At 58.2% G+C, this 19,431-nt stretch carries 15 protein-coding genes; 6 read left to right on the plus strand and 9 right to left on the minus strand.

Features of this window, described 5'->3' with window-relative positions:
- The first annotated feature begins 147 nt into the window (after positions 1-147).
- The 3 genes from H6F75_RS01615 to H6F75_RS01625 all read left to right on the plus strand — a co-directional run bounded on the left by H6F75_RS01615 (position 148) and on the right by H6F75_RS01625 (position 7,011).
- Positions 148-2,415 carry a GUN4 domain-containing protein gene (locus tag H6F75_RS01615; RefSeq protein ID WP_190748563.1) on the plus strand — a complete coding sequence of 756 codons (2,268 nt, stop codon included), beginning with the start codon at positions 148-150 and terminating at the stop codon, positions 2,413-2,415.
- An 831-nt stretch (positions 2,416-3,246) separates the two neighbouring features.
- A complete protein-coding gene (locus H6F75_RS01620; protein WP_190748565.1) occupies positions 3,247-4,632 on the plus strand; it encodes a collagen-like protein in 1,386 nt (461 codons plus the stop codon).
- A 195-nt stretch (positions 4,633-4,827) separates the two neighbouring features.
- Positions 4,828-7,011, plus strand: coding sequence for an amylo-alpha-1,6-glucosidase (locus H6F75_RS01625; protein ID WP_190748568.1), 2,184 nt, complete (start codon positions 4,828-4,830; stop codon positions 7,009-7,011).
- A gap of 75 nt (positions 7,012-7,086) precedes the next feature.
- On the opposite strand, the gene H6F75_RS01630 is transcribed toward H6F75_RS01625, so the two are convergent.
- Both H6F75_RS01630 and H6F75_RS01635 read right to left on the minus strand, forming a co-directional pair.
- On the minus strand, positions 7,087-8,409 hold the full coding sequence (locus H6F75_RS01630) for an IS4 family transposase (protein WP_190748570.1): 1,323 nt from the start codon (positions 8,407-8,409) through the stop codon (positions 7,087-7,089).
- A gap of 84 nt (positions 8,410-8,493) precedes the next feature.
- Complete coding sequence (locus H6F75_RS01635) at positions 8,494-9,615, minus strand: metal ABC transporter substrate-binding protein (RefSeq protein ID WP_190748572.1); 1,122 nt, start codon at positions 9,613-9,615, stop codon at positions 8,494-8,496.
- A 72-nt stretch (positions 9,616-9,687) separates the two neighbouring features.
- Here H6F75_RS01635 and H6F75_RS01640 point away from each other — a divergent pair, with 72 nt between their 5' ends.
- Complete coding sequence (locus H6F75_RS01640) at positions 9,688-10,431, plus strand: ABC transporter ATP-binding protein (protein ID WP_190748574.1); 744 nt, start codon at positions 9,688-9,690, stop codon at positions 10,429-10,431.
- A 145-nt stretch (positions 10,432-10,576) separates the two neighbouring features.
- Here H6F75_RS01640 and H6F75_RS01645 read toward each other — a convergent pair whose 3' ends face one another.
- Entirely contained in the window at positions 10,577-10,828 is a 252-nt protein-coding gene (locus tag H6F75_RS01645; RefSeq protein WP_190748576.1) for a hypothetical protein, read from the minus strand.
- A gap of 247 nt (positions 10,829-11,075) precedes the next feature.
- Here H6F75_RS01645 and H6F75_RS01650 point away from each other — a divergent pair, with 247 nt between their 5' ends.
- Positions 11,076-11,702 carry a glutathione S-transferase family protein gene (locus H6F75_RS01650; RefSeq protein ID WP_190748578.1) on the plus strand — a complete coding sequence of 209 codons (627 nt, stop codon included), beginning with the start codon at positions 11,076-11,078 and terminating at the stop codon, positions 11,700-11,702.
- Between the two features lie 68 nt (positions 11,703-11,770).
- Here the strand turns inward: H6F75_RS01650 and argB are convergent, their stop codons facing one another.
- The 6 genes from argB to phoU form a co-directional block, all read right to left on the minus strand.
- Positions 11,771-12,676 carry an acetylglutamate kinase gene (gene argB, locus H6F75_RS01655; protein WP_190748580.1) on the minus strand — a complete coding sequence of 302 codons (906 nt, stop codon included), beginning with the start codon at positions 12,674-12,676 and terminating at the stop codon, positions 11,771-11,773.
- A 45-nt stretch (positions 12,677-12,721) separates the two neighbouring features.
- Positions 12,722-13,285: a shikimate kinase gene (locus H6F75_RS01660; protein ID WP_190748742.1), complete on the minus strand. Its 564-nt coding sequence runs from the start codon at positions 13,283-13,285 to the stop codon at positions 12,722-12,724.
- Between the two features lie 91 nt (positions 13,286-13,376).
- Positions 13,377-14,546: a hypothetical protein gene (locus H6F75_RS01665; protein WP_190748582.1), complete on the minus strand. Its 1,170-nt coding sequence runs from the start codon at positions 14,544-14,546 to the stop codon at positions 13,377-13,379.
- A 49-nt stretch (positions 14,547-14,595) separates the two neighbouring features.
- A complete protein-coding gene (locus H6F75_RS01670; RefSeq protein WP_190748583.1) occupies positions 14,596-15,240 on the minus strand; it encodes a flavin prenyltransferase UbiX in 645 nt (214 codons plus the stop codon).
- Between the two features lie 168 nt (positions 15,241-15,408).
- The gene (locus H6F75_RS01675; protein ID WP_190748585.1) at positions 15,409-17,817 is read right to left on the minus strand and encodes a ribonuclease R family protein; all 2,409 of its coding nucleotides are present in this window, start codon (positions 17,815-17,817) and stop codon (positions 15,409-15,411) included.
- A gap of 527 nt (positions 17,818-18,344) precedes the next feature.
- On the minus strand, positions 18,345-19,004 hold the full coding sequence (gene phoU, locus H6F75_RS01680) for a phosphate signaling complex protein PhoU (RefSeq protein ID WP_190748587.1): 660 nt from the start codon (positions 19,002-19,004) through the stop codon (positions 18,345-18,347).
- A 239-nt stretch (positions 19,005-19,243) separates the two neighbouring features.
- Here phoU and psaM point away from each other — a divergent pair, with 239 nt between their 5' ends.
- Positions 19,244-19,339, plus strand: a complete 96-nt coding sequence (gene psaM / locus H6F75_RS01685) for a photosystem I reaction center subunit XII (RefSeq protein ID WP_190748589.1) — start codon at positions 19,244-19,246, stop codon at positions 19,337-19,339.
- Positions 19,340-19,431: the final 92 nt, after the last annotated feature.

Raw genomic sequence — 19,431 nt, forward strand, 5'->3', positions numbered from 1 at the left:
AAGCAATGCTTCGACGCTAGCACGATTTGTCCTACCGGTTTACCTAAGTGGTAGGGCAGCGGATTAATTGTCAACCATAGTAGATGCTGCATTAGTTTTCGTTGAGGTAGGCCAAAATAAGAGGCAATCTGCCCCTGCTGCCGCCCCATGACACCAACCCCACCTCAAGGCCCTAACGCTCCCTTGAATGAGCGAGTGGCTGAACTGTTGCTTAAAGCGCTCGCGGCTGGGGGCCTGACCGCGGGTGGGGCAACCGCTTTTTGGCAACTCATCAAAGACGATAGCAGCATTCCTAAAGCGATCGCCTCAGCAGTGATTGGGCTGGGCATTGCCTATGGCACAACGCTGCTCAAACCCATCGATAAAGGCAATCGGCGGCGGCTAGAGCAGACAGGGCAGGCCATTGATCAGAGCATAGACCGCAGAACCGAGCAGGTCACAACTCGCCTCAGCGGATTTGAAGATTGGTACCTGCAGTGCCAGACGTGGGATTGTCAGTCGTACCGCCCTGAGGGTGTACCCCAGCAAGAGGGCATTTTCACCCCCATGCTGGAAGAAGTCTTTGTGCCCCTAGCGCTGGATCTTAGCGGCACATTACCTGGCTTTAAGGCAGCAGCAGACTCGTTCAATCCCCAAGAACTGGAGCGAGCCACCAACCTCAACATTTGGCATTTTTTGCGTAAGGCCGAGCAAACGAAACCCTTTCGCCAGTTGGTGATACTCGCTTGGGGTGGCTATGGCAAAACCACGCTGCTCAAGCACATCGCCTACATCTACGCCACTAAACAGTACAGTCGTCACCAGGTCAAAAAGCGGATTCCGATATTGCTGGTGCTGCGCAAGTATCGCGACCTACTAGCCAGCGAAAACGTGCCCGACCTACCGACGCTCATTACCCAACACCACATCCCCAGCTTGCCAAAAGAAGGTAGAGACATGCCCGTACCGGCTAACTGGGCGACGGATATGCTGCGCCGGGGCGATGCGGTGATTATGCTTGACGGCTTTGACGAAGTGGCTAAAGATCAACGCCCTGCTGTAGCAAACTGGATCAACAGTCAAATGCGCCGCTACGGCAACTCAGTTTTTATCGTCACCTCACGACCCAAAGCCTACCGCGACCAAGACGCTGCCCACCGCTTAGAGCTTTCGACTGCTCTCTGGGTACGCGACTTTGATGTTATTCAGCGACGCGATTTTGTAACGCGCTGGTATCAGTGCCAAGAGCGCTACGCCCACGGTGGCAGAGACACCCCCGATGTGGTCAAACTCGCCAACGAAGCTGCCCAAGACCTGCTGCACCAAATTGAAACTCGCCAGGAGCTAAAAGATTTGGCTAAAAACCCGCTGCTACTGAATATGATTGTTACCTTTCATCGGCGGTATCCGAGGGTGCGGCTGCCCCAGCGGCGGGTAGAGCTATACAAAGAAATTTGCCAGTTGCAGTTGCGAGACCGCCCCCGTGCCCGCCAGCTCGATACGCTGCTCACCCAGTGCGAGGCCCAAGTGGCACTGCAAATGCTGGCGCTATATATGATGCAGCAGCGTTTAGAGCGTATTGCCTACCAAGATTTGAGCCAAGTACTAACCCGCTCCCTACGACAACAGGAAGAACTCATCAATGTAGAAGACTTTCTAGACCAGGTGGTGCAAATTAGCGAGTTACTGGTGCAACAAGAAGACGAATATGAGTTTGCTCACCTAAGCTTTCAAGAATACTTAGCCGCTGCCGAAATTGCCCGCACTCAACAAGAGGCTCTGCTGTATGACCGCTTTAAAGATGATTGGTGGAAACCGACTATTTTGCTCTACGCTTCTCAAGTGAACCCCGCTTGGCTGTTGCGGCACATGCTTGACCGAGGGGCTACCGATCTTGCCTATACTTGCTGGCAAGATACCACCAAAAGACTTGACCCAGCCCTTGAAGAAGCGCTTAAGGTTCTAACGCAAATTGTGACTACGTCGCGCTACCAGCGATTAGAGAAATATTTGCAAAACGGCCAATGGAAAGAAGCAGATGACGAAACCTATCGACTGATGATTACTACAGTAGGTAAAGAGGAGGGACAGTTCTTTGAGCCTGATGAGTTATTGAACTTTCCCTGTGAGGAGCTTTTGACGATTGATCGGCTGTGGGTGCAGTACAGCCAAGGCAAGTTTGGCTTCAGTGTGCAAAAAGAGATTTATCTCTCTGAGAAAGTCGGTGGTATCGCTGATGGAATATACTATAAAGAAGCCTTTAAAGAGTTTGGAGATTGTGTGGGCTGGCGAGAAAATGCTAAGTGGACATGGCATATAAAATATGACACGTTGAGCCCTAGCGGACACCTCCCTTTGGTACATCAAAGTGCGGGGGACAAGCGAGGTAGCAGGGTAACAAGCCTCTTCTCTCGCATGCAGGCTTGTAAGCTGTAGCAGACAAATACCTCAGCTCGATTTAAAGATTACTTCAGACCTTTGACTCGCAAAAAACTCGTAGGGTGCATTCACGGTCAAATTTTCGTTTTGTATAAATGAAATTCCCTCTCTGACCGCAATGCACCGCTAACCTATAGCGATCGCCCAATAACGTCAGCAGTTCATCCAACATAGCGTCACCGACAAGGCTCTTAATGAATAGCGGCAGGCACTGCCTTCTGAGCGCAAGTAGCAGAGCCACTACAAGGGCATTTCCAGGTAGAACTTGAAAACGAGTACTGCTTACGAAGAGAGGAAATCAAGTTTTGCTTGGACGTTACTTGATTGGCAAGCCCCATTCATAAGTAACGCTATGACAAAATCAAGTTTTGCTTAGGCGTTACTTAACTACGACACCCCGTGGATAAGTAACGTTATCAGAAAATCAAGTTTCCTTCGAGCGTTACTTATCTATGGCCCGTCGCAATTAAGTAACGCAGCTCAGTAATCAAGTTTTGTGCTGGGGTTACTCGATGCGCCCCCTAGTTTTGCCGATGCTCCAGGGCACTGATCGCCCATCTACACTGCGGTACCTTGTGACGTTAATGCATGACTTCATAAGCACCGCAGCAGCTCAATTTAGGATGTCGTCGATCGACAAACACCGTTGTTATAGAGCAATTCATCGTGTTGCAACGCTCGAACCATTAATACAGGGTTCAACAAGCTGAACCGCTTGCGGCTTTTTGAATGCAGAGCAACTGACCGTAAATTCTGGCACAACGATCGCACTATCTAGTCGTGCCCGTGGCTACCCTAGGGTAGCTTTGCACACCGAGAAAACCCGCCATGAGACGCGCCCTTGCCTTTGCTTTGGCCCCGCTTTGCCTAGGGCTTGCAACCACCTTGCCGTTGCCGGGGTCAAACGGCTGCTCGATGCTGGCCTGGGCCCAAGAAACCCGTACCTACGGCAGCGATGGCAGCGATGGCCGCAGTGGGCGATCGGGACGCGATGGCACCGCTGGAACTAGCCAAACTACCGTAGCCGACGGCACCTCCGCCAGCTTTAGCCTCACCGGCAGCGATGGCGAAGACGGCGAGAATGGTGAAAACGGCTACCGTCCCCGCTGTGGTGGCCAACCCCGCAACGTCAACTACAACCTGCGCGCCCCTGACGGCGGCGATGGCGGTGACGGCGGCAGCGGCGGCAGTGGCGGCAGCGGTGGCAATCTGACGGTTTACTATGGCGATCGCGCGGCCCTGCAACGGCTCTCGGTAGACGCTCGCGGCGGGCGCTTTGGACGTGGCGGGCGCGGCGGCAGCGGCACCATCGGCTGTCGCTGTGATGTGCGCGATTGGGAGATTCAAACCTGCACCGGCACCCCTGGCCAGGCTGACTATCAATGCCGGGCGAACCGCTACCGCTGCTACGACGGCAGCAGCGGCAGCAACGGTTCCTTTGGCCGCGACGGCGCCCCTGGTGCTGACGGTCAGCTGTGGATTGTCAACCAGCTGGAGCCGTTGCTGAGCGAAACCCCAGCTATGTCGGTAGGGCTGCAAACCTTGGCCAGCCAACCGGTGCGTCTTTCTCGAAATCTGTGGGCTGAGAAATCGGGAGCTAACGCCCTACTGGCCCCTGGGTCGCGAGTCAACGACACCTACCGCGAATATACCGGGCGAGTGGAAGGGGATGTCAGTCTCAGCTGGCAAGCTCCCCGGCCCTTGGGCAGCTTTGCGGGCGGCGATGTACGCACCGAGATTCAGCCCGATGGAGCGTTGACCGCCACCTTCCCCGACAGCCTCTGGGCCGACTACACTACCAGCCGCCAAGCCGACCAGCTCACCATCACCGTCACCAATGCGGTGCGGGCCAGCGACGTTACCCGTCTGGCCTCGGGAGGGGTGCAGGGCAGCGGGGCCAACCTCAAGGCTGTGGTGCTCGATCTGGCTGGGGAGTCAGCCTACCTGACTACCCAGTTTCGCCTGACGCTGAGAACCACCGATGGCGACCCCAGGGACGATCGCCGCCTGCGCTACGTCACCGTTTACGACGATGTGGTGCCAGCGGAACTGGTGAGCCTGGCGGGCAACCGCTTTGAGCTGGCCCTGGGTCGCCTACCCATTGACCGGGGGCCGCTGACCCGGGGCAAGTATGCCCAAATTGAAATTACGGCAGTGCGATCGCTGGGAACTAACAGCGCTGAGCAGTCGCTTTCTTGGCAGGGGCAGTTTTAGGGGAAGGGTGTGGGTGGATGGGTAGATGGGTAGGGGGTGGATGGGTGGGTGAGTTCAAGGGATTTGAAGAAATCTTTGTAAAGCTTCGCCGCAGAGGATGTAATCGCCCTTTAGGTAGCAGTGCGACCTGCCGCAGGTTGGCTATAGTAGCGGCGAGTAAATATCCTCGCTGGCAAAACACGGGTGGATTAACGTATGACTATTTCCTTGGGGCGTCACCTGTGCGGTAACGCGGCGATCGCCACCCAGCAGGAATGGCTGGTTACCAATGGCATTGGTGGCTACGGCAGCGGCACGGTGGCTGGGGTGCTCACTCGCCACTATCACGGGCTGCTGGTGGCGGCGCTCAAACCGCCGCTGGAGCGCACTCTGCTGGTGACTAAGGTTGACGAAATCGCGACTTATTTGGGTCAGTCCCACGCGCTGTACTGCGATCGCTGGACCGATGGCACGCTGCAACCCGAGGGCTATCTCTACTTAGAATCGTTTCGGCTGGAGGGCACCATCCCGATCTGGGTCTATGCGATCGCCGATGCTCGCCTCGAAAAGCGCGTCTGGATGGAGCCTGGGGCCAACACCACCTACGTGCGCTACACCCTCAGCCGCGCCAGCGCCCCCATGGAACTCACGCTGAAAGTCTTGGTCAACCACCGCCACCACCACCACAGCACCCAGGGCCAGGGGTGGCAAATGGCGATCGCCGACTGCCCCCAGGGCCTGCGCATTCAGGCCAAAGGAAACGTTGAGCCCTTCTATTTGCTCAGCGAAACCGCTCCAGCTCAGCCCGCCCACACCTGGCACAAGGGCTACAGCCTCGCCGTCGAAACCTACCGGGGCATTCATCCCTACGACGACCATCTGCACGCGGCCACCTTTGCCCCCACTCTTGGTCAGGGCCAGTCGTTCACCCTGGTGGCCACCACCGAGGCCGAGGCCGATCGCTCAGGGCAAAGTGCCCTGCTCCGCCGCCTGGCCCACGAGCAACATTTGACTACCCAGGGCAGGACGGCCCAACCCGACGACTCGCCGCCCGCCTGGGTAAGTCAGCTAGTCCTGGCTGCCGACCAGTTCATCGTCAGCCGCCCCATTACGGTGCTTGAAGCTAACGATTCCACTGGGGCCAGAGATTTCGAAGGTACCTCTACCCCCCTCACGTTGGAGAACTTTGCGCCTGTCGCCAGTCCGCAAGATGAGGTAAACCAGGAGATCCCCACTGCCTCCCCACCAGCAGATGAGACGGCAGAATGGTCTGACCTAGCGCCTCTAACGTCGGCCAATCCGGGCAAAACCGTGATTGCAGGCTACCCCTGGTTTGGCGACTGGGGCCGCGACACCATGATTGCCCTGCCGGGGTTAACGCTCACCACCGGGCGTCCGGCCCTGGCTCGGCTGATCTTGCAGACCTTTGCCCGCTATCTCGACCAGGGCATGCTGCCCAACGCCTTTCCTGAGAATGGTCAAGCGCCCCACTACAACACCGTAGATGCCACCCTTTGGTACTTTGAGGCTCTGCGGGCCTACCATCAAGCCACTGCCGATACGGCGTTAATCGAAGACCTCTTTCCTCAGCTGCAGGAGGTGATTACCTGGCACTGCAAAGGTACCCGCCACGGCATTCAGGTCGATGCCACTGATGGGCTGCTCTCTGCCGGGGAGCCTGGGGTGCAACTCACCTGGATGGATGCCAAGGTAGGCGATTGGGTAGTCACCCCTCGCATCGGCAAGCCGGTGGAGGTCAACGCCCTGTGGTACAACGCCCTGCTGGTAATGACCGATTTTGCGGGAATGTTAGGCCAACCCGTCGGTCTGTTTCAGGAGTTGGCGTCCCAAACCCGTCAGGGATTTCAGCGATTTTGGAGCGACGATTTGGGCTACTGCTATGACCTGCTGGATGGCCCCGACGGCGCAGACGCGGCCCTGCGGCCCAACCAAATTTTCGCCGTTTCCCTGCCCGATGCCGCCCTGGGAGAACCCTGCCTCAGTGCCGAGCAGCAGCGAGCGGTGGTGAATGTAGTAGCCCAGCAATTATTGACCTCCCACGGGTTGCGATCGCTCGATCCGGCCCACCCTGACTATCGTGGCCACTACGGCGGCGACCTGGTGCAGCGCGACGGAGCCTATCACCAGGGCACCGTCTGGAGCTGGCTAATCGGGCCTTTTGTTCAAGCCCACTGGCAGGTCTATCAAGACGCCGACTTGGCCCACAGCTTTCTCGACCCGCTGATTCACCACCTGCACGGCGGCGGCTGCCTGGGCACCATCAGCGAAATTTTTGACGGCGACGCCCCAATGGAGCCGCGCGGCACGTTTGCCCAGGCTTGGTCGGTGGCCGAGGTGCTGCGGGTGAGTGCATTGCTCAGACCGTTGATGAAGGAGTAGGAGCAGGGTCTAGGGTATAAGGTGCAGGGTTCAAGGGAACCTTACACCCTGTACCCTATACCCAATGGTGACAACTTAAGCATAGGCTTCAGCAGTCAAGGTAGTCGGTGCGGGGTCGAAGGTAAGTGTAGGGGGCTTTTTACGGCGGGCTTTGACCGTACCAAGGTCAGCATTGGCAGGGTCAGCGAAGTAGGTAATGAGGTCATGGGCTTGCCCCTTCGAGTGAGCAACGGAGAAGTGATAGAGACCGCGAAAGAGCATTTCTAGAGACACGCGCTCAACCGGAAGACTTAAGGCATTGGCCAGGTCATCGGCTAAATCGACCAAGACGAGGTAGATGATCCAGGTTGCCCAAACCTGTAAGCGAATGCCATTGGGTGAGCCGGTCCAGAGGTAGCTGAGGCCAAGCAGGCGTTTGACCAGGTTGAAGGACTCTTCGATGCGCCATCGTCGTTGATAAAGATCCGCGACGACTCCTGGCGGCAAGACGGTGGGGTCAAGCACCGAGGTGAGATAGGTGTGCCACTGCTGGCCTCGTCGGACTTCCACCAAGCGCAGCGTCAGGATGGGATTACCCTGATAGCCCTTGCCTAAGCGGACTTGGGAATCGCGATGCCAGGGGCTCTCGCTAAGGGGCTTGAGCACCTCAATTGGACCATTCGCCCGCACCCGCGTAATGAAGCCTGCCCCTTGGTTGATGAGAAACTCAAAAAACCGAAAGTCCCAAAACCCACGGTCTAGAAGCATCAACGTTTTGGGGCCAATGGCTTGATGCAATCGGGGCATAAACGTTGTGTCATGGGTGTAGGGATTGGCCTCTATCCACACGGCGACAGGCGTCTGTCGCACTAAATCCAGAATGACCATCATCTTGCCGCCTAGCTCTCCAACCGGGGTGTCTTCTAGACTCTTGAGCTTGCGAAACAGCGCTTCTAGCGTCGAGCCGTCGGCAATCCAGACCTGCTCAAAGGACCGCAGCGCCACCCTCACACTCTCAGGGAGGGGGCGCTGAACTCGCTCGCCCCAGCGGTGCTGAATCAGCGGCACTACGTCCTTGAAGACCTGCTCAAACAGTGTGCTAGGAAACTCTAGCAGTCGGGTCGAGAGCGCTTGTTGACTCACGGAAGTTGCTTTGCACCACAGCAGGTCTTCGCGGTTTAACACCCGACACAACTCATGCACCGACGGCACCTGCCGCCACAGAAGCGTCAGAATAGCGGCCAGCATCAACGGCAAGGTCAAGATTCGCGCCCGCAGTCCCAGTTGTCGATACAAACCGCTTTGCGCGTACACCGTTGACGTTAGTAGGTCGTTCAGCCGAGCTTTGACTTCTTCGTTCTCTACATAAGGTTGATTGCGGGGACGAACGTGATCTCGATGGCTGGAACTCCGAGTCATGTCACTCTCTCCAAAAGGCACTTGACGGCTAGCCTAGCGCCTTAAGTTGTCACCGTTGCCCGACACCTTAAACCCCACTCCAACCTAAAGCGGAGCATTATCGCGATCGCAGCTGCCCCCCAGTGCCTCAACCACCACGCAGGTATTCACCACCAGCACCTCCTGCATGGTTGCGGCGGCACTGCCGGGGCCACCCGGTCCTTCCACGAAGAGGGGTTGCTCTGCTACGGTAACGCCCGCATCCTTAGCAACGGTTTCAATCAGTTGGGGGTTGGTGGTAGTTTCGGCAAAAATGGTGGGCACCTGGGCGGCTTTGACCTGCTCCACTAGGGCCGTGAGCGCACCGGGCGTCGGCTTTTCGTCAGTGCTGAGACCACTGAGCGCCCCCTTGACTTCAAAGCCGTAGGCCTCGGCAAAGTAGCCAAAGGAATTGTGGGTTGTCACGAGCTGGCGCTGGTCGGCGGCTATGGTAGCCACCTGGGTTTGAATCCAGCGGTCAATGTCTTCAAACTGCGAGACTAGGCGGTTGGCATTCTCGGCGTAGAGGTCAGCTTGATCGGGGTTAATTTCGGTGAGGCGATCGGCAATCACCGAGGCCATAGCGGCATTGTGGGTAGCGCTGTGCCAGATGTGCGGATCGGGCACAGCGTCGGCATCGGCGGTGGCACGGTGGTCGTGCTCATTGCCGTGGTCGTGGTTGTGCTCATCGCCGTGGTCGTGGTTGTGCTCATCGCCCTCTGCATGAGCGGCTTCATTGCTGTGGTCGTGGGCGTGGGCCTCGCCCATCAGCGGCGTTGGCACTGCCTGCTCGTAAACAGCCACCCGCGTTGCCTCAGTGGTGCTCGCTTCCACCATCTCGATTAGGGTGGGGGCAAAGCCGTAGCCGTCGTAGAGCACCAGGTCGGCTTGCTCAAGGGCTTGGCGATCGGAGGGTTTGACCTGGTAGGTGTGGGGGTCGGTGCCGGGGTCGAGCAGGCAGGTGAGAGTGACGGTGGTTTCGGCAATTTGCTGGGTGAGGTCGCAGAGCACGCTGGTGGTGGCAACGACCACTGGGCTGTCTGCCTGGGCTACCGGGGCATCAGCTTCGGATTCTGTGACTGGGCCACGGTTGCCGCTGCACCCGACTAGCCCTACCGCCAGGGCGATCGCAGCGCCCCACCGCCTTACCCCCAGCGGCAATGGCTGGGCCGTTCGGTGTAAAAACATGACCTACTTTTTCCCAGAAATGGACAACTGCTTTAGTATGATAGTGATAATGGTTATCATTTCATGGGTGCCATGCTAGAGGTTCAAAACCTGTCTGTCAACTACCGGGGAATGTCAGCCCTAGAGAACGTTTCTCTGTCCCTAAACGCAGGGGAACTGGTCGGGTTGATTGGCCCCAACGGTGCGGGCAAAAGCACCCTAATTCAAGCGATGCTGGGGCTGGTGCCCTGTCGGGGGCAGGTGCTTTTTCAGGGTGCGCCGCTGCGACGACGGCGGCAGTCGGTGGCCTACGTGCCCCAGCGATCGCGCATCGACTGGGATTACCCGATCACCGCCGGGCAGGTGGCGATGATGGCGCAATCGGCTTTGGCGGGATGGTTTCGGCGGCCTAGCCAGCGGGCACGGCAGCGGGTTACCGTGGCTCTCGAACGGGTGGATATGCTGCATTTGTGCGATCGCCCCATCGGTCAGCTCTCTGGCGGTCAGCAGCAGCGCGTGTTTCTCGCTCGCGCTCTAGCCCAGGATGCTGACCTGCTGCTGCTCGATGAACCGTTTACCGGCATCGACAAAAAGACCGAAGCCCTAATGCTGGCGATCTTCGCCGAACTTCAGGCCGAGGGCAAAACTCTAGTGGTTTGCAGCCATGAGTGGGGCGAGGCCCTGCACCGCTACGATCGCCTACTGCTGCTCAATCGGCAGCTGCTAGCCGATGACACCCCCCAGGCGGTGATGACCTTCGACAATATTCAGCGGGCCTACGGTCAGGGGCCAGAACCCAGCGGGGCGATCGCCTCCTATGCCGATTTCTTTTGCTGAGGGCGCGGTCTTGGGCGAATTGTTTAAGGCAACTTCTGAAGAATAGCTGCCCTAATGGTGGGCAGTGCCCACCCTACAGCGGCTACAGGTGCTGAATTAAAGCTGGTGTTCTCTTTTCCAAGAATCTTCTAAGGCGTCTGCTGCCTCAGGGTAGCGACCACAGGGTAGTGGTCAGACCCGTCGCGAGCGCCCACCTTCGCAGCCAAATACCCAGCGGCAGCAGGAGAACAACGGGCACGAATAAATAAAACGCGATCGTATTCAACAGCGCCAGCCACCAAAATCGGTCGAAGAAAACGAGTCGCAACCCAAACCAAACGGCGATCGCGCCGATATAAATCCAGCTTAAACGTTGGGTTAGAATTTGCAAATTGGCCCGAAACCGATGGCGAGGCATGTAGTGGTTTTATCTGAGACTGAACTTTGCTAATAGTGGCTTCAAAAATAATGACCCAAGCACCGTGGGGGACAGCTTTTGAATGATACAATCCCTACCCGGTAGAATACGCCTGCTCCACAATGGGCTGCGCTACTGCGGACGATGGTTCTAGGGGCAGATAGAGTCTTGGACAATACCGGCACAAGACGAATCGCGGTAGGTTGAAGAGGCCGCTTGTGGCACTGATACTTACTGGCTAACTGAGATGACCCAATACACGCTCTACGGACCGACCATCAGTACCTATGTGCGCACCGTCCGCATGATTTTGGCGGAAACCAACACGCCCTACGACTTTAAAGAAGTCGATATCTTTAGCGATCGCGATCCCGAGTACCTGGCTAAGCATCCCTTTGGCAAGGTCCCCACCCTGGAGATCGATGGGGAAACGCTTTACGAAACCTGTGCCATTGTGGAATATCTCGATACGGTAGTAGGCAACCGCGCCTTCACCCCCGCCGACCCTATGGGCCAGGCCCGCATGCGCCAAATTATGGGGATCGTCGATAGCTATCTCTACACCCCGGCAATCAGCACGATCACCATTCAGCGGCTGATTGTGCCCAGCCAGGGCGGGCAACCCGATGATGCTGCCGTGGCCGACGCGACACCCAAGGCGAAGACGGCCCTGGAGGCAATTGAGGCGATCGCTTCCTGTAGCCCCTACCTGCTCGGTCCCACCATTACCCTGGCCGATTTCTACCTCATGCCGGTGATGCTCTATCTGTCGAAAACGCCAGAATTTGCCGCCGTCACCAGCGAAATTCCTAAGCTCAATAGTTGGTGGGCCGAGGTCAGCCATCGCCCCAGCTTCTTGGAAGTGATTTCCTAGGGCGGCATTTCTTTGAAAAATGTGCGTAGGGGCGCAGCAGGCTGCGCCCCTACAAAATTCCTTTGGGCCTACCCCCGAAACTCTGAGGCCACAATCATCGAGCCAATACCCAGATCGCTAAAGATCTCCAGCAGCAGGGCGTGGGGTACGCGACCGTCGAGAATGTGGGCGGCACCGACGCCCTGGGCGAGCGATCGCACACAGCAGTTCACTTTCGGAATCATTCCCCCAGACACCACCCCGGTCTCAATCAGCTGCCGCGCCTGCTGAATATCGAGCTTGGGCAGCAGGGTAGAAGGGTCGTGGTAGTCTTCCAAAATGCCCTTGGTGTCGGTGAGCAAAATCAGCTTTTCGGCCCCCAAGGCAGCGGCAATTTCCCCCGCTACGGTGTCGGCGTTGATGTTGTAGGCCTGGCCTGTTTCGTCGCTGGCCACGCTCGACACGATGGGAATGTAGCCCGCCTCCACCAGCGTTTTGATAATGCCCGAGTTAATGTTGCTCACCTCGCCCACAAAACCCACATCGGCCGAGCCTTGGGGCCGAGCGGTGATCAGGCTGCCGTCTTTGCCGCAGAGGCCCACGGCCTTGCCTCCCTCCTGATTGATCAGCGACACCAGCTCCTTGTTGACCCGGCCCACCAGCACCATTTCCACCACATCCATCGTCGGGGCATCGGTGACCCGCAGGCCGTCTTTAAACTGGGGCTCAATGCCCAGCTTGCCCAGCCAGATGTTGATTTCGGGGCCACCGCCGTGCACTACCACCGGGCGAATGCCCACACAGGACATAAACACAATGTCGCGGATCACGCCGGCTTTTAGGCTGCCGTCTTTCATCGCCGCGCCGCCGTACTTCACCACCACCGTGCGGCCCCGAAACTGCTGAATGTAGGGCAACGCCTCGCTGAGGATGCGAACTCGAGCGGCCTCAGCCTCGTGGATGCTGTCCGTTTGTGAAGAAGGAGACTGAACCATGGCGCTACCGATAGGGTTGGCGGAAATTAAGCTGCCAGTAGTGTATCAATTGAGCACGGCAGAATCAGTCTTAGCGCTAATTCTTTCGGCCACCAGGTCGAGAATGCGGGCGGCGATCGCCCCCACCTCATCCCCTGCCTCCACCGTCATCCGCACATCGGCTTGGGCGTAGAGGTGCTGCCGCTGCTCTAAAAGGGTTGTCAGCTTAGTTTCCCAATCCTGCCCCTGCAACAGCGGTCGGCCCTCATCCCCCGCCAATCGCCCTTGCAGCACTGCGGTTGGCACATCCAGCCACACCACAATGCCGTGGTGCAGGTAGCTCCAGTTTTGCTGCTGGGTGACAATGCCGCCACCCGTGGCGATCACCAGGCGACGGTAGGCTGACAGTTCTGCCAGCACCTCGGTTTCTAGCTGGCGAAAGGCGGTTTCTCCCTGCCTGGCAAAGAGGTCGGGAATAGACTGCCCCGCCGCTGCCTCTATCACGGCATCGGTATCAAAGAACTGATAGCCGAGCATCTGGGCTAGGGCCGCGCCCGTGCTGCTTTTGCCAGCGCCCATCATGCCGATGAGGTAGAGGTTAATGCCGTTGAGGCGATCGGTCAGGGTCATGGAAGAGTCGATGGGTGGATGGGTAGGTGGGTGGGGGGAGGGAGATAGGTAGGACAAGGCTAGGGCCGTCCGAAATAACGCCCGGCAGAATTTAGGGGGTGAGGGCGTCGTCGGCGTCGTCCCATTCGTCGCTGGGGGGGCGGTTTGGGGCAGGTTCGTTGCGATCGGTCCAGGTGGTGACGGTTGCTTCGGCAGCGGCGGTGTAGGGAGGCACAATCACTCGATAATCGGCATCGACGACGCCATCTTCAGCGATTTCGGGTTCACCGAGGTCGTCATCTTTCGCCTCATCTCTAGTGTAGGCACTATTGTCAGCCGCATAGACCGAGCCTCTGGTATAGGCCGTGTCAGCATACCGGGGGTCTGGGTCATTGCCGTAGATGACGTCATCGGGGGGGGCATAGATATTGTCAACCTGGCCGCTCTGAGGTGCTGGGTCGCTCTCATCGCGATAGCTGTAGGAGTACAGCGAGCCATCGCGATACGTTCGGCGCGGCGCTTGGGAGGCTTCAAAGTCACGATTGGGGTCGCGGCTGGGGTCACTGTTCTGTCCCCAGCCCTGGGTAATGTCATCCAGGTGATCCTCTACTGGACTGACTCCAGGCGCTCGGTAGGGGCGATTTTCTAGCCCGTCCCAGTCGGTGTCGAGTTCGCGCAGCGACTCGTTGACTCGCTGCTGCTGTTTGGCCTGCTGCTTGCTGCTGCTAAACCAGGTGGTGACGCTATCGACTATCCCCGAGGCTGAGGAGGATGACGAGGTAGTTTCGGGTTTAGGAGCCTGGCTGAGCGATTCCCAATCGCTCCACTGGGCGGGCGATTTCAAATTTGTCCAGGCTCGCCAGCTGGGGTCATCGTCAGCGGAATTATTGCTGCTGGTGCTTGGAGAGGCGGGCGATCGCCCCGCTCCACCACTTCTCGATCCGGGTGTGGTGTAGGGCGGTGGCACGTTGCGCCCAGCCTGGCTAGCCGTCGAGGCCGTCCCAGAGGATGAACCGGTGGGTTCGTAGAAGGACTGAGGCCGATATTTATAGGCCGTGGAGCGATTGCCGCCGCCGGGGCCAATGGACCCTAGCAGGGCCGTCAATACCAGGGTGGTTAACGCCCCTAAACCTACGGCCCCCGTCAGCCAAATGCCAAGCGGCAAAGCCTGGGTTGTACCGCCAAAAAAGACCAGGGGTAGAGTCGGGGCCAAGTTCTGCACCCCCAGCAGCAGCACTGCCCCCAAAACCAGTAAGACCACAATTAGACGTATGGTAGCCATGGTCAGCCCTATAGCGTCATCTTGCTCATCCTATCGTGACTCGCGGAGGTTAGACGTTAGATAGGTGCCCCTGCCAGCGGTTAAGGGGCACACAGTCGATGTCGAGCTGATCGAGGGCGCGGGCCACCACAAAATCCACCAAGTCATCGATAGTCTGAGGCTGGTGGTACCAGGCCGGAATTGCGGGCACAATGCGCGCCCCGGCCTCGGCTAGGGTCGTCAGGTTGCGCAGGTGAATCAGGCTAAAGGGAGTTTCGCGTGGCACCACCACCAGCTTGCGGCCTTCTTTGAGCTGGACGTCGGCGGCTCGCTCCAACAGGTCAGAACTCAGGCCCGCCGCCAGTCGTCCCACAGTGCTCATGCTGCACGGTATTACCACCATCCCCGCTGCCCGGTACGAGCCGCTGGCAATGGTAGCCCCCACATCTCCCCAGGGATGGCAGCGCAGCTTGCCTGCGGTGGGTACCTCAGCCTGGTCGCGCCAAAACTGCTCCTGCTTCTCAGGGTCGAGGGGCATGTGAATACCTGATTCGGCCTGCCACACCATTTGCGAGGCCTTGGATGCAACTAAATCCACGACGCCGTCGGCGTTGAGCACGTGTCGCAACGTGCGCACGGCATAAATCAAACCCGATGCGCCGGTCACTCCCACAATGAGAGGACGAGAGGGTGCAGGGGGTGGGGTTGTAGGCATGGGGAAGGGGTGGGGACGATGGGGAGGATGGGGGAGGTAGAGAAGCAGGTAATTCCAAGTTGAGATGACTGCGCCCCCACCTGTCCTGCTTCATCCTAACGACCTGCTAGTATTCAAGCCAGCGCCCCAATCTCCATCTCCCCCACCCTCCCTGTCTCCCTCACTCACTTACTCACCCTCATCGCGCCCATCGTCTTGACCATCATCTTGGCTGTCATCTCGACTGTTGATGGGTTCGCCGTTATCGTCTTCGCTGTAGTTGTTGTCTTCGTCTTCGGGGGCCTGGCTGCCACCGCCGACGGCGACGAGGTCGATCTGCTGACGGTAGTAGTCGACGCTTTTGACCTGCACATCAACTTTGTCGCCAAGACGGTATTGCTGGCGGTTTTTGCGGCCGACGAGCTTTTGCTGGCGGGCGCGATATTCGTACCAGTCGTCTTTGAGGGAGCTGACGTGGACGAGCCCTTCGACCAGCAATTCTTCAATTTCGACGAAGAAGCCGTAGGACTGCACGCCGGTAATCAGGCCGTGGAAGACCTCGCCGGTATGCGATCGCATAAACTCCGCTTTTTTCAGCCCCTCCAGGTCTGACTCGGCCTCCTGGGCTAGGCGCTCGCGCTCGGTGAGGTGAATGGCGATGCGGGGAATGTCATCCTCTAGCTCGTGCTGAATCTCGGGGGGCAGCACGTTCCAGTTGACCTGGCCGTGGCAGGAGCTGTGGCGCAGGTTAGCCGGATCTTTGGAGCGGGTGGAGCGGCGATCGCGGCCCGACTCAAACACTGCATGGAGAATGCGGTGGATGAGCAGATCCGCGTAGCGGCGGGAGGGGGAAGTGAAGTGGGTATAGCCCTCGGTGAGAGCCAGCCCAAAGTGCAGGTCGGCGTGGGTGCTATAAAAAGCGGGCTGAATAGTCTCGAGTAGCAGGTAGGTGAGAATTTTCTCAGCCCCTGAGGCGGCAAACTGCTCCACAAACCGCTGGTAGTCCTTAGGCTGGGGCGCCGCTTCGTCATCGAGGGTGAGCTGAATCTCCATGTTTTCGGCCAGCTTGACCAATTCCTGCACATCGCTGGCGTCGGGGGCGCGGTGCAGGCGGTAGATGGCGGGCACCCCCAGCGCCTTGAGCTGCTGAGCGATCAGCTGATTGCCCAGCAGCATGCACTCGGTCACAATCTGTCGGGAGGGCAGGCTAGTGGCCGTCACCATCACCCCCAGCAGTCCTTCATCGTCGTACTGAAACTTGGGCGATCGGTAATGGGCTAGCGGCTCACCCGCATCGGCGGGGAAGTCGTACTCGGGCAAATTTAGCTCAAAGGAACCGCGGTGGAGGCGCTGCCGCTTGATCGCCTGGCTCAGGTAGAGCAGGTTATCCATCAGGTCGTAGACTGGCTCTAGAGCCTTGAGGGCCTTCGGCTTGATGCCTAGGCTCTTGAGCACATCGGAGTTGTCGCGCTCCAATATTCCCTGGGCTTCCTGGTAGGAGATTTGGTGATCTACAGCCACCACCGTGGGCTGCACCTCGTACTCCTTCACAGCACCCGTGTCGTCGAGGGTGACCAGCACTGAAATCGCCAGCCGGTCTTTGCCCGCCAGCAGCGACCCCAGCGGCCCAGACAGGGGGGGCGGCAGCATGGGAATCACCTCATCGCCCAGATAGACCGAGGTGCCGCGCTTGCAGGCCTCCTGGTCAATGGGCGAATGAGCCGGGACGTAGTGGGAAATATCGGCAATGTGAATTCCTAGCCGCCACTGGCCAGCGGCGGTGCGCTCTAGGCTGATGGCGTCGTCGATCACCTGGGCGTTGGGGCCGTCAATGGCTACGGTGAGGGCCTCGCGCAAGTCAAGGCGGTCTTTGAAATCGGCTTTGAGCACGCGGGTGGGCAGCGCCTGGGCGGCTTTGAGCACCGCGTCAGAAAACTTGCGGGGCAGGTCGTGCTTGCAGTAGACGATGTCGATGTCGGCGGCGGCTTCGGCGTCGCTGCCGAGAATTTGGGCTACCCGGCCCTGGGGCGGGTGCTGTCCCAGGGGATAGCGCACAATTTCGACATGAGCCAGCTGGTCGACGGCGTCGGCTAGGTTGCCGCCGTTGGCCACCAGGGCTAGCTCAAACAGCAGGCGATCGTCGAGGGGTACGGCGCGGTAGTCGTCAGATTCTTGCTTGACGCGGGCTAGCACTGAGGCATTGGCCCGCTCCAGAATGAGTTGCACTTCGCCTTCGGGGCTGCGACGGCGGCTGCCCTCCTTGGTGACTTTGACCAGAACGCGATCGCCGTTCCAGGCCGTATTCAGCTGGCTCTCACGCACGTAGATGTCGTCGGCCCCCTCTTCGTCCTGAATGGCAAAGCAAAAGCCCTTGCTTGAGCAGCGCAGCTTGCCCTCAATCACATTTTCCCCCAGCTCGCGACGATACTTGCCTCGCTCTTTGACCAGCACCCCAATCCGCTCTAGGGCATCAACGGCAATTTGCAAGTCACGCTGGCTGGCATCGTCGTTGCAGTGCAGCTTTTTCTCTAGGCCCTTGAGGGTGTGGGTTTTATCTTTGGCAAAGCTTGCCAGTAAGGCCGCGATCGAGAGTTCCATGTAGCGACTGATTCCTAAAACTATTCATGACTGGGGTGCCCCGGGCTACGACAGGTCATCAACCCGTGTGAGCACCAGGGATGCGGTCTCAGTACGCTGCCTGTAGCAACGAGGCGACGCCGAAACCAGTGCTGGGGGTGAAGCCGTAGCGGCAACTGGCCTCGATTCGTCTTCCTCAAGGCAAGGTGCAGACAAGCGCTCTGGCTCCCTCCTCTAGCTATGGCCGAGAGGACAACCGACAGACTGGGGTAGCCAACGCCCAAGTGTAACTGCTACAGCCGCAGATGAACCCGGCAGCGAAAAGTAACCCTCACCTCAGGCCCAGCCTCTCAGGGAGGCTAAACCCCTCAAACGATGGGGAGCCGGTTACACCCTACAGTTTCTCAGGAAATGGACCGCTGTCAAATCTTTTTGTCAATGGAAGGCAACGTTTTGTAAAGCAGGCGCGAGGTTCAAAGTATCGGGGCAAGGTCCTGAGCTACCCCCAATACCCAACACCCTAAACCTGACACCCCTCCCTCAATCCATCACTTCCGCTCGCCCGTGACAATGTAGGCCACCCGCTTGCCAATGTTGGTGGCATGGTCGGCAATCCGCTCCATATAGCGAATAGCCAACACCAGCAGTACTGTCGGCTCCACTGAACCAGTCAGGTTGGTCTGGTGGGCTAGTAGGGCGTATAGCTCTTCGTAGTCGGCGTCGATAGCGTCGTCTTTTTGCTTAATCTCTAAGCCGCTCTTGGCGTCGAGGTCAGAGAGGGCCAGCAGGCACATTGCGACCATCGATCGGCAGCGATCGAGCATGGTCTGCACCCGCCCCATCAGCGGGTGTACGGGGTAAGGAAAGAGTTTAAGCGCTACTTCCCCCAAATCTTCGGCGTAGTCACCGATGCGTTCTAGGTCGCGCACGAGCTGCATAAAGGCTCCAACGCGCCGCAGATCCTTGGCCTCGGGCTGGGCCTGGAGCGTAAACAGGTGCATGCAGTCCATCTCGATTTGGCGGTAGAACTGGTCGATCTGCTTATCGTGACGGTGGAGCCGCTGGGCGGCATCGAGATTGCGATCGCACAGTGCCTCCCGAGCCAGCACGCAGGAGTTTTCAACCAACGCCCCCATGCGCAGCAGATCGCGCTGCACCCGCAGCAGCTGCCGATCAAAGTCACCACGGACGGGTTGAGTTGTATCCATATCAAGCATCGCGAAGCACACCGAATAAAAGAAAGACCGCAGCGATCGTGGCTCTTCAGCCTAGCAGCCCCTCAGGGCTAACCCCAACTAGAAACCCTAGCGCTGCCTTGAGGATTCCCGTTAAGCTCTGTAACAGTTAGGCTGACCGGCCTCGCGAAAGTTCCCATCTTAGTTAACAATCGGTCTAGACCAAGCGTCTTTGCTTAAGCGCTATTCACTCAGCTTGAGGAGTATTTTTTATGCCCCTTTCAGACACCCAGATCTTTATTGCCCTAGCCGTAGCTCTATTGCCTGGTATTCTGGCAGTTCGCCTGTCTACTGAGCTTTATAAATAGGTTAAGCCGGGGCATTATTTTAACGTCCCAAAGGCATAGTTCAATAAAGCAAAAGACTCCGGCATTCAGGTGCCGGAGTCTTTTGTTATAAC

The organism is Nodosilinea sp. FACHB-131, assembly GCF_014695395.1.
Lineage (GTDB): Bacteria > Cyanobacteriota > Cyanobacteriia > Phormidesmidales > Phormidesmidaceae > Nodosilinea.

Coding starts and splice junctions, on each gene's coding strand:
- psaM (WP_190748589.1), top strand. CDS start 19,244: ATGCCCCTTTCAGACACCCAGATCTTTATTGCCCTAGCCGTAGCTCTA.
- H6F75_RS01640 (WP_190748574.1), top strand. CDS start 9,688: ATGCTAGAGGTTCAAAACCTGTCTGTCAACTACCGGGGAATGTCAGCC.
- H6F75_RS01635 (WP_190748572.1), bottom strand. CDS start 9,615: ATGTTTTTACACCGAACGGCCCAGCCATTGCCGCTGGGGGTAAGGCGG.
- H6F75_RS01630 (WP_190748570.1), bottom strand. CDS start 8,409: ATGACTCGGAGTTCCAGCCATCGAGATCACGTTCGTCCCCGCAATCAA.
- H6F75_RS01660 (WP_190748742.1), bottom strand. CDS start 13,285: ATGACCCTGACCGATCGCCTCAACGGCATTAACCTCTACCTCATCGGC.
- H6F75_RS01645 (WP_190748576.1), bottom strand. CDS start 10,828: ATGCCTCGCCATCGGTTTCGGGCCAATTTGCAAATTCTAACCCAACGT.
- H6F75_RS01665 (WP_190748582.1), bottom strand. CDS start 14,546: ATGGCTACCATACGTCTAATTGTGGTCTTACTGGTTTTGGGGGCAGTG.
- H6F75_RS01675 (WP_190748585.1), bottom strand. CDS start 17,817: ATGGAACTCTCGATCGCGGCCTTACTGGCAAGCTTTGCCAAAGATAAA.
- H6F75_RS01650 (WP_190748578.1), top strand. CDS start 11,076: ATGACCCAATACACGCTCTACGGACCGACCATCAGTACCTATGTGCGC.
- H6F75_RS01625 (WP_190748568.1), top strand. CDS start 4,828: ATGACTATTTCCTTGGGGCGTCACCTGTGCGGTAACGCGGCGATCGCC.
- H6F75_RS01620 (WP_190748565.1), top strand. CDS start 3,247: ATGAGACGCGCCCTTGCCTTTGCTTTGGCCCCGCTTTGCCTAGGGCTT.
- phoU (WP_190748587.1), bottom strand. CDS start 19,004: ATGGATACAACTCAACCCGTCCGTGGTGACTTTGATCGGCAGCTGCTG.
- H6F75_RS01670 (WP_190748583.1), bottom strand. CDS start 15,240: ATGCCTACAACCCCACCCCCTGCACCCTCTCGTCCTCTCATTGTGGGA.
- H6F75_RS01615 (WP_190748563.1), top strand. CDS start 148: ATGACACCAACCCCACCTCAAGGCCCTAACGCTCCCTTGAATGAGCGA.
- argB (WP_190748580.1), bottom strand. CDS start 12,676: ATGGTTCAGTCTCCTTCTTCACAAACGGACAGCATCCACGAGGCTGAG.